Raw genomic sequence first — 15549 nt, forward strand, 5'->3', positions numbered from 1 at the left:
AAACCTCGACATATTACTCATGCCGAGGTTCATCGGAAACGACGATGGTCTTATTACGTCCTGTACGTTTGGCTTCATACAGTCTTTGATCAGCCAACTCAATAAGTCGGGCCGGATGGTTTGCATGAAGTGGATAAGCAGCTACCCCGGCTGAAATTGTAATGACTTCACCGCAAGGACTGACTGTGTCTTCCAACTTTTCACGAAGGCGTTCCGTGGTCAGATAAGCCGTAACTTTATCCGACTTCGGTAATAAGATGACGAATTCTTCACCACCGTAGCGGCAACAAATATCTTGCTCACGAATTGTTCGTTGCATCAAGTCCGCCAAGTAAATCAGTACTTTATCACCAACCGCATGACCGTAGCGATCATTGACACGTTTAAACTTATCAATATCAAAAATAATTAGAGCGAATGGCGTTCCTTCGTCTACCCATTGCCTCATATAGCTATCCATCATGCGGCGATTCGGTAACTTCGTTAAAGGATCAGTTGTTGATTCATGAATGAAGTAGTTCATCTCGTTTTTGAAGTAATCCAAACTATGTAACATAGCTCCTTTTAATTGTCTTGCTTCGTAGTACCAATCGGAGATCATTTCCATTTTTTCTTTTTGATCAGACTCTGTACTACTTTCTGTATAGTATGCCAACTTTTGAAGAGGCAAAGCAATCTTTCTTGAAAAATATCTAACCAAGAAAAACGAAAGAAGTAGTAACGGCAGAGATTTCAATGCCATTTCTAGCACCATTTCTTTCGCTGGAGCAACAGAAGTGTCCAGTTGTGTTTGCGAGACGATTCCCCATTCGGCAATAGGAATATAGGCATATCCGGCTAACATGGCTATTCCTTTTGTGTTGATTAGCTGTGTATAATTACTTTCTCCTGTAATTACTTTCTGAACCGCTGGATTGCTCGAAACATCCTCATTCAAGCGCCCTTTTTCTTGATGATAAATTAGTTTCCCAGCATAATCTACTACATAAACATATGAACCATTTTCATAATAATGGCTTCCTAGAAGTTTCTCTAATATATTGGGCTTATTGAGATAAATAGCTCCTCCTAAAAACCCCTTATACTCGCTACCTTCAAAGAGTGGGACGCTGATGAATATAATCGGTTCTCCTTCAATTCCAACGTAAGGCTGAGAGATTATTTTTCGCTTTTCCTTCAGAGCTTGTATTGCCCCAATTGACGTCAACTTCTCCCCAAGCAACTCAAGGCTCGGAGTGGACGTACTTAGTAGGATCCCTTCTGTAGAAACAATCGCAACAGAATCAAATGTATTTGTTTCCAATCTAATCCGCTCTGTCAACGCATTCATTTGCATTTGTGAAGAAGGTTCCTTAAGTAGCGGAACCACGATTTCTGCATTAACTTCTAACGTGTTTAATATTTCACGTAAATACGTATCTGTAGTAGAAGTCAATTTTTGGACATATGCGTAGTTCGTTTCGAGAGTTGACTTTATTAAGTTTTTTTTATGCACTTGATATGCCACCGTAGTACTCGTTAGAAAGGTCAACACAATTGCCAGTATTGCCACGACTTGAATCAAGGTTTTCAAGGACCATCTCATTTGTTTCCTATTCTCCTTTTCCCTGTGGTGCTATCCTCCTATTATACCATAGAGCGAAGAGAAGTTATGAGGTTTTCTTCATTTTTAATACAATATATACCAGTAATTAGAATGTATTCCCACTCTCATCGACATTTCTTAATAGGAAATACCTACTCTGAATCCCTTATGATTTTGTTTCGATAGTTCATTATAAGCGAACGCAGCAGTATCACCGGTAGAGATCTGGGTGCCGTTAATCGGTAAGTACTCTCTTTCCGTCCGATAATTGCCGACTGCTTCCCCATCTGGTAAATAGGTTGGGCAAACTATCGTCCAATCTAAGCCAGAATCTTTCAACATAGTAAATACTTTATGGTGCTCCTCCGCCGCAAATGTCAATTTACGATGGGATTCATTCGATTGATAGCGTAACTTGGATGGTTCTGTTCGACTATTCAATATCCCTGCCGTCCCAATTGTGACGATTCTTTTGATGCCATATTCCTTCATTCCTTCAATAATGGCTTGCATTGCTTCTGTTAATGTAGTGGTTTTGTCAGTTCCCAGTGCACTGACGACTGCATCGGCACCCGCCATTGCTTTTTTTACTGCATCGGGGTTCCGTACGTCTCCTGCAATGATCGTCAGTTTTTCTTGAGGTTTGCACTTCTCAGGTGATCGAACCAATGCCGTGATCTCATGTCCGTCAGTTAATGCACGACGAACAATCTCACTACCTGTTCGGCCTGTTGCGCCAAATAGTACAATTTTCATCTACTACATCTCCTATCGTTTATTCATGTTAGAAACTCTTCATGTTTCATGTTCGTGCATTACGTCAAATATGATTGATACATCGCGAATAGTGTACGATGCTTTTTCTACTTTAATATGTTGTAAGCTTGGCCCAACGTTGCAGTGCGTAAACTCCACGCTGGAAGAATGTCAGGCTATTTTGGTATTCTTCTACATCCAGAGTGTATAACGCATCTTCGTTATTCCATATCCTATGAAAATACGCATTGATTTCATCGGTCAGCTCGCTGTCTGTAGGTGCTATAATTCGTAAATTCGCCTCCAGGTTATAATCACGCAATGTGCGCTCTGTTATATTGGAGGATCCGTTCGTAATATACGTTTTGTCTGCGGTCTGAACCGTTACCAACTTGGTGTGATATTGACCAATTACGGTATTGTACCAACGCACGTTAATTTTATCATCTGTATTTTCCCTAATCTCTTGGACGACCGGACGATTAGGTAAACCAGATTTTTTACTACCAAATGAGTTTTCATTCGGATCTAAGACAATCTCCACATTGACACCACGATTAGCTGCTTCTTCTAACGGACGGATCACTTCCTGCTCTGAAAGATAAAACATCCCCATACGGATCACATCATCTTTCTTTGCTTTTTCAATATCACTCACCAAGGCATCCATAACCTTGCTTTCGGTCAAGTACTGAACTTGATAAGGTCCTTTTTGTTCTTCCGCTTGAATACGTGGCAACTTTCCACCCGATGAATATTGAAGCACGGCTTCTTCCGATTCCAATATGTCATTCTGGACTTGGCCTTTCACTTTGAATGCCACATTACCGTGTCGCCCACTAGCAGCGTGAGGATTAGAGGACGTAACTAATGCCGCTTGATCTGTCACGAGTGTTTTCCGATGATTTGCTTTAACGTTCAATAACTTCAAATAAGATGAAAATTTTACATCAGGCGCATCACTTGCTAGGAAATTAGGAAAACGATTTTTTCCGTTAAAATCAAACCACTGAAGAAAGATACGGTATCCACCTGAGTATAGAGGCATCGAATCACGTAATGGTTCCAAGTCTGTATATACTACTTGTACACCCGCCTTTTCCAATGCTTTAAACCATTCAGACTCATAGGATTCATAGCCGGTATTTACTGGATCAGTTATGTAGACAATCGGCATGTCCGGAAATTCTTTCTTTTTCTTGACGAGTACATCCGTTAGTTGGTCTGCAATTTGAGGAAAGTCTTCTTTTTCATCATAGTAGTCGTCCATTAAAAAGAAGTCGAGTACAATAAACTCTTTCGCATCTTCAATCATTCGAAATACTTCATCGAAAATACGTAATTCTGATTTGTAGTGATCTTTCGACTTCGTCTTGGAGTACGTTAAATCATAAATGAACTCCACATTTTCTACTTGATGAAGTTCTCCTTTATAGGAAATACCGGGTGGCAATGGCTTATACGTGTGCCAAAGCATGACACCCATGTAGAGCAATGCAACGAAAAGTAATGCATAGGAAGCTATACGCTTTTTGGTCATTCTGCGTTTCTCTGTCGCCACAAGCTTTCTCCCCCATTCTCTAGCTCTTTTGATGTACATGTTTCTAAACGTTTCGCATTGCGATATGACATGTACTATAATATTCCCGCTCGATCTTGCAATAAACTGTATAGATTATCATTATTTCATTGAAATATAAGGTCGTTCAGCATGCCACTCGATCGTTACAGGAACTTGAAACGTTTCTGATAGCAATTCATCTGTCAAAACTTCTTTTTTAGGGCCATTGGCTACAACTTTTCCTTCTTTCAGTAATAGTACATGGGTAATTTCGGGCACGAGTTCTTCTATATGATGTGTGACATAAACGAGATGCACATTCTGTTTCGCAGCTATTTCAAGCGAATCAAGAAATTGCTCTCTTGCCAAAACATCCAACCCAGAACACGGCTCATCCAAAATCAATAGTTCTGGATCACCCATCAAAGCGCGTGCGATCAGCACACGACGTTTTTCACCTTCAGAAAGAAGTCTGAATTTCTTTCCTTTCACATGGTTCAAACGAAAATCCTTTACTAAATAATCGGCACGTACCCAGTCTTCTGCTTTAATTTCATCATAAATGCCGAAGCTCGCATATTTACCACTGATGATAATTCGCTCTATCGATTCATTCCAGAAGTAATCAGAGAATCTTTCCAATGAACTACTGACAAAGCCGATCTTTTTACGTAATTCAGGTAAATATGCGCTTCCAAACTGTTTGCCTAGCACCTCTACTTCACCACTGGAAGGGATTTCATATGTAGAAATAATGGATAATAACGATGTCTTACCCGAGCCATTCAAGCCAAGCATCCCCCACTGCTGCCCTTGCTCAATTTCCCAAGTTATACCTTGCAAGATTCGATTATCGTCTCTATTAAATTGAACGTCTTTAACTTTTACAATCGCCACACATATTCTCCTCTCTGTGATAAAAGACCGGTTCGTGCTAAAAACGCTACGAACCGGCCTTTTCTATTTGTTCTTTTCTTTCTCTACTTCAATATACTTTTTCTTTTCTAGCTCTTGATATTTTCTATCGTTTTTCTCTTTTATTCTTCTTGCCCTTTCTGCTTCTCTGCGTGCTCTCTTTTCTTTTTCACTTTCTTTCCGTTTACGTTTTTTCTTGACTTCGCCTTCTACATGTTCAAATTGGCGAATATCTGTCGGTCTGACCGTAATCGGTTCCCTGGCTAGCAGTTTTGCCAATGAGAAGATCAGTAATAGAAGAAGGAAGGTAAATGGCAAAGCAGACACGAGTGACGCTGATTGCAAAGCTTCCAACCCACCTGCATACAATAATGTAGCCGCAATTGCAGTCATTAGGAATCCCCAGATGAACTTTACAATTAATGGAGGGAATAAACTGCCTCGCGTTGTCATACTTGCTAGAATATACGTTGCTGAGTCAGCGGACGTAATCAAAAACGTGAAAATTAGCACAATCGCCAAAAACGATACGATACCCGTCATCGGCAAGTGTTGAAGCGTCGCGAAAATAGCTGACGTGACATCCTTGTCTACTTCTTGTGCGATTTGTGTACCATTACGCAAATCACTGTATAGTGCAGTTCCACCGAGTGTTGCAATCCACATACAAGAAAATGCTGGTGGAATGACCATCACACCCATGATGAATTCCCTAATTGTTCGTCCCTTCGATACACGTGCAACGAATGCACCAACGAAAGGAGACCAAGCGATCGTCCAAGCCCAGTAGAAAATAGTCCAATCTTTCACCCACGTGCCGCCTTGATAAGGCTGAAGACGTAAACTGTACGTAATGAAGTTATTAATATAATCTCCAATCGCCAGCGTAAAGGTTTCCAATATAAATACTTTCGGTCCAACCAAAAAGAAGAATAGTAATAATGCAATCGCCATACCCAAGTTGAAGTTACCTAGATATGCAATGCCTTTACCTAGGCCTGACGCTGCGGACGTCATGTATGCAACGAATACCACGGCAATGATCAACAGTTGAATCGTAAACGTACTCTTAATATTAAAGACATACTCTAGTCCACCACTCATCTGTAAGACTCCCATACCCAATGAAGTAGCAATACCCATGACAGTTGCTATCACCGCAAATGAATCGATACCTGTCTTCATGTGACGATTACTTCCGATCAAAGGCTCAAGCGCCGTTGAAATCAAACCGTCCTTCTTCTTCCGGAACTGGAGAAACCCAATAACCAGCCCTACTATACCAAAGATGGCCCATTGTGAAATGCCCCAGTGGAAGAAAGAATACCCCATCGCAATACGTGCTGCCTCTTCCGTATTTGATTCAATACCTGCAATAGGTGACTTGAAATAGTGACTCATTGGTTCCGCCACACCCCAGAACACTAGCCCTACGCCGAAACCGGCGGAAAAGAGCATGCCAATCCACGTGAAAAATGGATATTCTGGGCGTTCTGAATCTCCACCCAAGCGAATAGCTCCAAATTTACTAATTGTCAATCCAACTAAAAATATAATGACAATAAATACAGCAAGTAAATAGAACCATCCAAAGTTATCTGTCGTGAAATGAAAGAGCCTTTCGGAAACCACACCAAACCGTCCAGGTCTAGTCGCTCCTAATACGACGAGTATAAGAATAAATACGGCAGAAATAGAGAACACGGGATTTTTCCAGAACTTTTTGTCCAAACTTATCGACTCCTAGTGTTCATTTGGTAACTCTCTTACTACACTCTTTACCCCGATTTCCAGAGATATAACGTACTTCTGCCTATATAAATAACAGAATTAGAAATCACCAAATAGATTATAACAGTCTATATTACACATCAAAAAAGACATCTTCAAGAGAAAATGCCTTTTTACATATGTATTCAGTGTGCTTCATTCTCTATTCCGTACGACCAGTGCAAGGCTTGTAGAAAAATTTCGCTTAGTTCTTTTTTAGGGATTGCCAGTTGACGTGAAATCCGCTCTACTGATTCCCAATTAAAGTGCTCTACTGCTTCTATTAGTTCCATGTAAGGGCTTATATCAGTTTGCTTGCCATTTAACGTATCCATAATGACATCAGATAAAGATAGTAATGGCAAAACTTCTTCCCATTTACGCTGCATTACTGCGTCAATTAATGAAAACATACCTGTAAGAAAATATTCGTCTTTATTTGGTTTTCTTTTATACTTCGCTAGCAGTTCACATGACCGTGCGCGACGAAGTGATAATTCAATCAGTGCTTTAACACGGCCATCTTGTAGACCTTGACCTAACTCATGCAACATCAAAACTTGTAGCCATTTCTTCGTTTCATTTAACCCGATCATCATAATCGCTTGCTTAATGGAGCTGATTTGGCGCGGTATATCGAAAGCTAATGAGTTTATAAAGCGTAATAATTTATAGGAAATCGATACATCGCGCATGATTAAATCGGATAACTGATTGAGAGACTGGGAATCCTTTTGGAAGTATTTAATAATTTGCAGATGGGTTAATGTATTGGATGGAATTTCTGCACCTTTAATAATGTCGGGTTTTGCGAAAAAATAGCCTTGAAACAAATCATAACCACTCTTCAATGCAAGCTGGTAATCAGCCTCCGTCTCAACTTTTTCTGCCAATAAAGTAATCGATGGATATCTTTTCAAAAATGCGATGATGCGATGTTTCTCCGCTATACTCGTTTGTATGAAATCTACTTTAATAATGTCCACGAGTTCAAATAACTGTGAATATGTAACATATTGTTCTTGTAAAATAAAATCATCCAGCACTAGCGTAAATCCTGCTTCCTTAAACATCTTTAGCCGACGTAACAAAGCAGACGTTATTTCCACGTCTTCCAGAATCTCAATCACTACCTGATCAGGATTCAGACTCATAAATATATCCTGCGCAAGTAGTTCGCCTGAAAAATTTATGAACGAACGCACACCACTCGTCACCTGATCTATTCCAACGGAGAGAAAAGTATTGATCAATAGACCGATTGTAGCCTGTTCAGGATTTATATCAGGAAAGAAGTTTTCTTCGCTATTTCGATACAATAGTTCATATGCATAAATCTCTCCAGATCGATTTAAGATTGGCTGTCTTCCGATAAATATGGAGTAATCATCCATCTATTCCATCTCCGTGTTTCATTTGAACGTCTCCTTCATTATATGTATTCATCTTAGGCTATTACTGAAGCCGAATATTCCCACGATTCATCATTCAGATAATTCATTACTCCCTCTATTGTACTAGAATTCACATTATTAATAAATATATTAATTAGATATAACTATACCAAGAGCTATCTATTACCGAGATCACTTTATTTGTTACACGGAGGGATTATCTTTAGTCATACACCATAAGATCATTACATATCTTGCGAAGAGGAGTTGATAACGAATGGATGATACGTTCAGAGGAAGTTATGAACCGTATATTTCTCCGTGGGGTCCGTGTCCACCTGTCGTAGTGAAAACATTTTCCTTGCCGCCCCAGCTTTTCATGAATTTTCAACCCGCGTCACTTCCACAATTTTCACCTGCTGAAGCCCTGCAACATGGGTCGTTGTGGCCAGCGCTAGTTGACGGCTATTCAAAAAGGGAGGGGATCTCCTAATGGATGCAACTGAACGAAGAGACATGTTGAAGAATGTGCAGCAAGCCGATTTTGTGGTAGTCGAACTGACACTCTACACCAACACGCATCCTGACGATCAGGAAGCACTTACGCAATGGCGACTTGCCATTAAAGAAGCAGCAAGTCTGAGAAAAATGTACGAAAAGCGTTTCGGACCGCTTTCCTTACATTCCGTACCATCGGAACAAGCAATAGATACGGGCTGGCGCTGGAACCAAGCACCTTGGCCATGGCAAATGTAGTCTCAAATATGCACTATGTTACTGGAGGGAATGTTGATGTGGGTCTATGAGAAAAAGTTATTGTATCCGGTAGAAGTCAAAGAGTGTAACCCAAAACTTGCGAGATACATTGCAGAGCAATATGGCGGTGCAGATGGCGAACTAGCTGCTGCTTTACGCTATATGAATCAGCGATACACCGTTCCTGATAAGGTCATCGGTGTACTGAATGATATTGCAACTGAAGAGTTTTCCCATTTGGAGATGCTTGCCACTATGATTTACAAATTAACGAAAGATGCGACCCCTGAACAACTTGAAGAAGCCGGACTTGGGGCACATTACGTCAATCACGGCCATGCGTTGTTTTATGAAAATGCGGGCGGTGTACCCTTCACGACTACGTATATCCAGGCAAAGGGAGATCCAATAGCTGATCTGTATGAAGATATCGCAGCGGAAGAAAAAGCACGCGCTACGTATCAATGGATCATCAATGTCTCAGACGATGCATGGATTAATGATTCTCTTAAATTTCTAAGAGAAAGAGAAAACGTGCATTCCCTGCGTTTCCGCGAAGCGGTCGAAATCTTGAAAGATGAACGGGACAGGAAAAAAATCTTCTAATATGAAAGGGTCTCCTTTTTCTCTTTTCAATAGAGAGAAGGAGACCTTTTTAGTGTTTAATAACAGGGATTCAATGGTATCTTTTGTAGAGAGGGTTGATACGGAGGTGTTCTTTTTGTTAAAACGAAGAATGAAAAACGCACATCGTTCACAAGAAATTATTAATGTCTTTTTGAGAAATGGATTCAGTCATATCTTATTTCGACTTGGACTGACCGATCGAAAGTTTACTTCTACGGATGAACAAGTTGATCTAAATTTATACCACGTTGGCAAAAAATTAAGAACTGCATTGGAACAACTTGGACCAACTTTTGTTAAGCTTGGACAAATTGCCAGCGGCCGTCGTGATTTAGTACCAGAGGAAATTGCTTCAGAACTTGAAAAACTACAAGACCATGTAGAGTCCTTCCCATTTGAAGTCGTAAGAGAAATAATTGAACATCAATTAGGCGGAACAATTGAAGAACTCTTCTTGGAATTCAATGAAAAACCACTTGCCTCGGCTTCCATAGGCCAAGTGCATACCGCTCGCTTGCCTAGCGGTGAACAAGTAGCAGTGAAAGTACAGCGGCCTAATATCCAACAACAGATCAATACGGACTTAGCAATCTTGAACGACTTGGCGGGATTTCTTGAGAAGAATATGGGCTGGGCGAAAGCGTATCATATAAAAGACTTAATTTATGAGTTCTCTCATTCTCTACGGGAAGAACTAGACTATCAACTAGAAGGTCGTAACGCAGAACGAATCTCGCAACAATTTGCAAAAGACCCTACTATTCAAGTTCCTGTTGTGTACGATGAATACACTACACGTGTGGTTTTAACGACAGGATTGGTCACCGGTATTAAAGTGAGCAATATCGGTCAACTGGACCTCGAAGGCTATAATCGCCAAGTTATTGCAGAAAGAATTGCGGATTCCATGCTTTCTCAAGTAATGGAAAATGGCTTTTTCCACGGTGATCCTCATCCAGGTAATATCTTCATTGCACCTGGAAACGTTATTCATTATGTAGATTTCGGTATGGTCGGCCAACTAAGTAAAGAAATGACTTATCATTTCATTTCCTTACTTATTGCATTGCAAAAAGGTAATATTGCTAGAATAATCGATGTCTTCGAAGCTATGAATATTTTGCATGAAAACACTAACACCGATGCATTATATCGTGATTTGCAGATTATTCAGCGAAAGTATTACGAGACGTCACTTACGGATTTAAGGTTAGGCGATGTATTCATGGAAATTTTCTCAATCGCTTATCGACACCGAATACGCTTACCGAATGAAATCGCTATTCTTGTCAAAGTGATTCTTACACTTGAAGGTGTACTAGGAAAGTTGGATCCTTCATTCAGCATTATGAAAGCTATTGAACCGTACGGTAAAAAGATGGTATTTAAACAATTTGATCCACGCTACCTACTGGAAAATGGTTGGCACACTTTTATCAGGAATGCCGAAGTTTTGTCCGAATTGCCTAACGATATGAAAAAAGCCATCAAAACTATACAAAAAGGTAAAGTAGAATTGGATGTAGGCTTGAAGCAAACGAATATCATATTTCGCCGACTCGATAAAATTGCGAACCGCCTTTCATTAAGTATTGTGTTATTGGCGTTTAGTATTCTTATGGTTGGACTGATTATCGGTTCTGCTATCGCTGGGCAAACTGCGCTCTTCTTAAAATTGCCACTTATTGAAGTCGGCGCGATCATCGCATCGCTAATGTTTATTTATCTGCTATTTTCCATCATTCGTTCCGGAAGAATATAGTCCTCTGTTTACCTCCCGGCAATTGGGGAATAAGAAAAGCAGATTACTATTTTTCGATGGGAGGATTTTATGTGAAGAAAGATCATCAAGTAAACGAAGAGAGTAAAAACAAACAATTGGAGACATTCCGTGCATATGACGACAAACATTCTATGACAACAAATCAAGGTTTAAAGATTTCAGAGGATGAGCATTCACTTAAAGTAGGAACGCGTGGTCCAACTTTGATGGAGGATTTCCATTTCCGAGAGAAAATGACGCATTTTGACCATGAACGAATTCCAGAGCGGGTAGTTCATGCACGAGGCTTTGCAGCGCATGGTGAATTCGAGGTGTATGAGTCCATGAAGAAATACACAAAAGCAGGATTCTTACAAGAACCAGGCGTCAAAACTCCTGTATTCACCAGATTCTCAAGTGTAGCAGGAAGTAAAGGTTCTGCTGAAACAGTGCGTGACGCACGAGGTTTCGCTGTGAAGTTTTATACGCAAGAAGGGAACTATGATTTAGTCGGAAATAATATACCGGTATTCTTTATTCAAGACGCTATTAAATTTCCAGACCTAATACATGCTGTGAAGCCTGAGCCACATAATGAAATGCCGCAAGCTGCGTCTGCACATGATACATTCTGGGATTACGTTGCGAATAATCAAGAATCCGCACATATGGTCATGTGGCAAATGTCCGATCGTGCAATTCCACGGAGCTTCCGTATGATGGAAGGTTTTGGTGTACACACGTTTCGCTTCGTAAACGAACAAGGTGAAGCTCATTTTGTGAAATTTCATTGGAAGCCAAAGCTCGGTGCCCACTCATTAGTTTGGGATGAAGCGCAGAAGATTAACGGGAAAGACCCGGACTTCCACCGCCGTGATTTATGGGAATCGATTGAAAATGGAAATTTCGTGGAATTTGAACTTGGCGTACAATTACTAGAAGAAAAAGATGAATTCAAATTTGATTTTGATATTTTAGATCCTACCAAGCTATGGCCTGAAGAAGATATTCCGGTAAAAATCATTGGGAAAATGACGTTAAACCGCAATGTAGACAATGTGTTTGCAGAAATGGAGCAAGTTGCATTCCATCCAGGTAATGTTGTGCCGGGCATTGATTTCTCGAACGATCCATTGCTACAAGGTAGATTATTCTCTTATACAGATACACAGTTAATACGGCTTGGCGGACCTAATTTCCATGAGTTGCCTATCAACCGACCAGTCTGTCCGTTCCATAATAACCAGCGTGACGGATATGGTAGACAGACGATCAACGTCGGACAAACTCACTATCATAAAAATTCTTTATCCAACAATAAACCCGATACGACTCCCGGGGAAGACGGTGGATATGTACATTACCAAGAGAAGGTAGAGGGCCGCAAAGTACAAGCTCGAAGCGATTCGTTTAAGGACCACTTTTCACAAGCCCGTTTATTTTGGAATAGTATGTCTGACCCGGAAAAAGAGCATATCATCGCAGCATTCAGCTTTGAAATTGGAAAAGTGAATGATATGAATGTGAGAAAACAAGCCGTGGATATGTTTGCTAATGTCGATATGGATATGGCCACCCAAGTTGCTGAGGCAGTGGGTGTCGAGGCACCAACAGATGTTGCGCAGTCCACTGAATCTAAGTCATCCCCTGCCCTTAGTCAGGAAAACATGGTGAAGGTGCCGGATACTCGTACAGTGGCGGTATTGATCGCAGACCAGTTTGACGATGAAGCACTTGAGTCATTTTTGAAAGCTTCATTGGATGCAGGTATGACGATTGATATTGTGAGCGAGAAGTTTGGCAAGCTGACGGGTAAGAACGGAGCTACAGTCGATGTAGACGAAACGTTGTTAACAGTTCACTCCGTCCTATACGATGCGTTGTATGTGGTCGGCGGACAGGCGAAGCAACAACAGAAGTTCGAGGCGGATGTCGCTGATTTCGTCAATGAAGCGTATATGCATTTCAAACCAATCGGCTCTGCTCCAGCAGCTAAAGGGTTGATGGAGAAGACAAAAGTCAAATCAGGTCCTGGCATTCTGACGGACTTGACGGTTTCAGGTGAAGGCAAGCAGTGGGTTGAGGCAGTTGCACACCACCGTTTCTGGGATCGTAATATTTACGCATAATCACAAACTAAGGCTGTCGCAAGAAGATCCACTTTTGCGGCAGCCTTTTTATGCACAGTTTTAAGTTAATAATTAGTAACGTGTTACTTGTCTACTTCTTCTCCAATATGCCAATAAACTTCGAGGCTGCTGGTGATAAAGATACTGCCTTTAGGTAGCATACACCGATGCTCCGCTTAGGTATGGCTTTCAGAAATTCTACTTCCTGTAGCATGCCACGTTCTAAGTATTCTTCCGAGAATTCTTTCACCACACACGCAATGCCCAAATTAATTTGAGCAAATTCTAGCAACAACTCATGCGACCCCAGTTCAAATTCAGGATCAATCTTTACACCTTCCTTCAACAGAAACTCCTCTACATACTGTCGCGAATTGGATTTCGACTCTAGTAATATCAAAGGCAACCTCGAAAGCTCATGCAAAGGCACAGGTTTCAAAAACAACTTTTTAAACCGTTCGCCATAAACGAAGGTATCCTGCACATCGAAACAAACACGCTTCTCCAACGAATCATCTTCTATTGGAAAATTACAAACTGCAATATCCACTTCGCCAGATTTCAACGCGGCGATTAGCTCTAACGTAGTACCATTTATAATTTTGAATCGGATACCCGGAAAACTCGTATGAAAAGCTTCCAGATAGGGGAGCAGATAATAACGCGAGATCGTGTCCCCTACCCCTATTTTTAATTCACCCGATGATAAATTCTTCAATTCCTGCAACTTTTCATTGCCTGCCTCGATTAAATTTAGTGCCGAATTGACATACTCGTATAGCAAGGAGCCTTCATCGGTCAATGTCACTCCTTTAGATGTACGATTGAACAGTGTTGTATCTAATGCCCTTTCAAGTTGCGATATGATTTGACTGACAGCAGGTTGTGTCATAAATAAACTTCGGGCGGCTTTTGAGAAGCTTTCATTATGCACAACTGTACGGAAGACTTTATACCACTCCAAGTTAATTGACATATAAACCCTCCTTATATCCCCTATTAAGTATATTAATTTTACTTATATCATAAATGGACGGTATAATACAAAGAAGAGTGATCAAATTAAGTTTCACTAAGGAGCGATTGTTTTGGGAAGAGTTGTAGGAACGGTTGTTAGAGGATTACGTTGCCCGATTATTAATGAAGGCGACAATATTGATCAGATCGTAGTGGATAGTGTATTAGAAGCTTCTAAAAAAGAGAATATTACTTTTCAAGATAAAGATATTGTATCCATCACGGAGTCAATTGTAGCGCGTGCACAAGGAAATTATGCAACAATCGATGATATCGCAAAAGATGTTGAAGCGAAATTCGGTAATGATACTATTGGCGTTATTTTCCCTATTCTTAGTCGTAACCGCTTTGGAAACTGCTTACGCGGTATTGCAAAAGGTGCGAAGAAAATCGTTTTGATGCTTAGCTACCCTTCAGATGAGGTGGGTAACCACTTAGTCGAGCTTGATCGTCTAGATGAAAAGGGAGTTAACCCGTGGACTGACGTATTGACTGAAGCTGAGTTCCGTGAACATTTTGGTGATAATAAACACCCATTCACGGGTGTTGACTATATTGAATATTATAAATCATTGATGGACGAGTTCGGTGTTGAACATGAAGTTATATTCTCGAATAACGCGCGAACGATTTTAGATTATACGAAAACTGTATTGACTTGCGATATTCACACACGCTTCAGAACAAAGCGCATTTTGGAAGCAAACGGTGCCGAAAAGATTTACGGTTTGGATGATATCTTGAGAACTTCTATTGACGGCAGTGGCTACAATGAAGAGTTCGGATTACTTGGCGCAAACAAAGCGCAAGAGGACAGTATCAAATTGTTCCCTCATAGCTGTCAGCCTATAGTGGATAACATTCAGAACATGTTAAAAAAAGAAACAGGCAAGCATATTGAAGTAATGATTTACGGAGATGGCGCGTTTAAAGATCCAGTGGGTAAGATTTGGGAACTGGCTGATCCAGTCGTATCCCCTGCATACACAGACGGGCTTGACGGTATTCCAAATGAAGTGAAACTAAAATACTTAGCCGATAATGATTTCTCTGAATTACGTGGAGAAGAATTAAAGAATGCTGTGTCCGAATTCATCGAGAACAAAGATTCAAATTTAATGGGATCTATGGCGTCACAAGGAACAACTCCTCGTAAGCTAACGGATTTAATCGGATCCTTATCCGACCTGACTTCAGGTAGCGGAGACAAAGGTACACCTATTGTCTTTATTCAAGGCTATTTCGATAACTTCACAAACTAACAAATTACACCTGTG

At 40.6% G+C, this 15549-nt stretch carries 13 protein-coding genes; 6 read left to right on the forward strand and 7 right to left on the reverse strand.

What is annotated here, in order from left to right; genetic code table 11:
* Positions 1 to 13 precede the first annotated feature (13 nt).
* The 6 genes from CSV75_RS10645 to CSV75_RS10670 form a co-directional block, all read right to left on the reverse strand.
* Positions 14 to 1585 carry a sensor domain-containing diguanylate cyclase gene (locus CSV75_RS10645; protein ID WP_099675794.1) on the reverse strand — a complete coding sequence of 524 codons (1572 nt, stop codon included), beginning with the start codon at positions 1583 to 1585 and terminating at the stop codon, positions 14 to 16.
* A 138-nt stretch (positions 1586 to 1723) separates the two neighbouring features.
* Positions 1724 to 2341, reverse strand: a complete 618-nt coding sequence (locus CSV75_RS10650) for an NAD(P)-dependent oxidoreductase (RefSeq protein WP_099675795.1) — start codon at positions 2339 to 2341, stop codon at positions 1724 to 1726.
* Between the two features lie 112 nt (positions 2342 to 2453).
* Positions 2454 to 3902, reverse strand: a complete 1449-nt coding sequence (locus CSV75_RS10655) for a phospholipase D family protein (protein ID WP_233191647.1) — start codon at positions 3900 to 3902, stop codon at positions 2454 to 2456.
* 120 nt (positions 3903 to 4022) lie between these two features.
* Positions 4023 to 4799, reverse strand: a complete 777-nt coding sequence (locus CSV75_RS10660) for an ABC transporter ATP-binding protein (protein WP_099675796.1) — start codon at positions 4797 to 4799, stop codon at positions 4023 to 4025.
* 63 nt (positions 4800 to 4862) lie between these two features.
* A complete protein-coding gene (locus CSV75_RS10665; RefSeq protein WP_099675797.1) occupies positions 4863 to 6548 on the reverse strand; it encodes a BCCT family transporter in 1686 nt (561 codons plus the stop codon).
* Positions 6549 to 6733: 185 nt separating this feature from the next.
* Positions 6734 to 7981: an EAL and HDOD domain-containing protein gene (locus CSV75_RS10670; protein WP_099675798.1), complete on the reverse strand. Its 1248-nt coding sequence runs from the start codon at positions 7979 to 7981 to the stop codon at positions 6734 to 6736.
* 277 nt (positions 7982 to 8258) lie between these two features.
* Between CSV75_RS10670 and CSV75_RS10675 the strand changes: the two genes are divergently transcribed.
* The 5 genes from CSV75_RS10675 (at position 8259) to CSV75_RS10695 (ending at position 13255) form a co-directional block, all read left to right on the forward strand.
* Positions 8259 to 8474 carry a spore coat associated protein CotJA gene (locus tag CSV75_RS10675; protein ID WP_099675799.1) on the forward strand — a complete coding sequence of 72 codons (216 nt, stop codon included), beginning with the start codon at positions 8259 to 8261 and terminating at the stop codon, positions 8472 to 8474.
* Complete coding sequence (locus tag CSV75_RS10680; RefSeq protein ID WP_099675800.1) at positions 8474 to 8737, forward strand: spore coat protein CotJB; 264 nt, start codon at positions 8474 to 8476, stop codon at positions 8735 to 8737. Before CSV75_RS10675 ends, CSV75_RS10680 begins: the two co-directional genes overlap by 1 nt.
* Before the next feature lie 36 nt (positions 8738 to 8773).
* Positions 8774 to 9343, forward strand: coding sequence for a manganese catalase family protein (locus tag CSV75_RS10685; RefSeq protein ID WP_099675801.1), 570 nt, complete (start codon positions 8774 to 8776; stop codon positions 9341 to 9343).
* A gap of 106 nt (positions 9344 to 9449) precedes the next feature.
* The gene (locus tag CSV75_RS10690) at positions 9450 to 11126 is read left to right on the forward strand and encodes an ABC1 kinase family protein (protein WP_233191660.1); all 1677 of its coding nucleotides are present in this window, start codon (positions 9450 to 9452) and stop codon (positions 11124 to 11126) included.
* A 56-nt stretch (positions 11127 to 11182) separates the two neighbouring features.
* The gene (locus tag CSV75_RS10695; RefSeq protein WP_199171345.1) at positions 11183 to 13255 is read left to right on the forward strand and encodes a catalase; all 2073 of its coding nucleotides are present in this window, start codon (positions 11183 to 11185) and stop codon (positions 13253 to 13255) included.
* 91 nt (positions 13256 to 13346) lie between these two features.
* On the opposite strand, the gene CSV75_RS10700 is transcribed toward CSV75_RS10695, so the two are convergent.
* A complete protein-coding gene (locus CSV75_RS10700) occupies positions 13347 to 14231 on the reverse strand; it encodes a LysR family transcriptional regulator (RefSeq protein WP_099675804.1) in 885 nt (294 codons plus the stop codon).
* A gap of 112 nt (positions 14232 to 14343) precedes the next feature.
* On the opposite strand from CSV75_RS10700, the gene CSV75_RS10705 reads away from it, so the two are divergent.
* Positions 14344 to 15534 carry a coenzyme F420-0:L-glutamate ligase gene (locus CSV75_RS10705; RefSeq protein WP_099675805.1) on the forward strand — a complete coding sequence of 397 codons (1191 nt, stop codon included), beginning with the start codon at positions 14344 to 14346 and terminating at the stop codon, positions 15532 to 15534.
* Positions 15535 to 15549 lie beyond the last annotated feature (15 nt).

The organism is Sporosarcina sp. P18a (genome assembly GCF_002743135.1).
Classification (GTDB): domain Bacteria; phylum Bacillota; class Bacilli; order Bacillales_A; family Planococcaceae; genus Sporosarcina.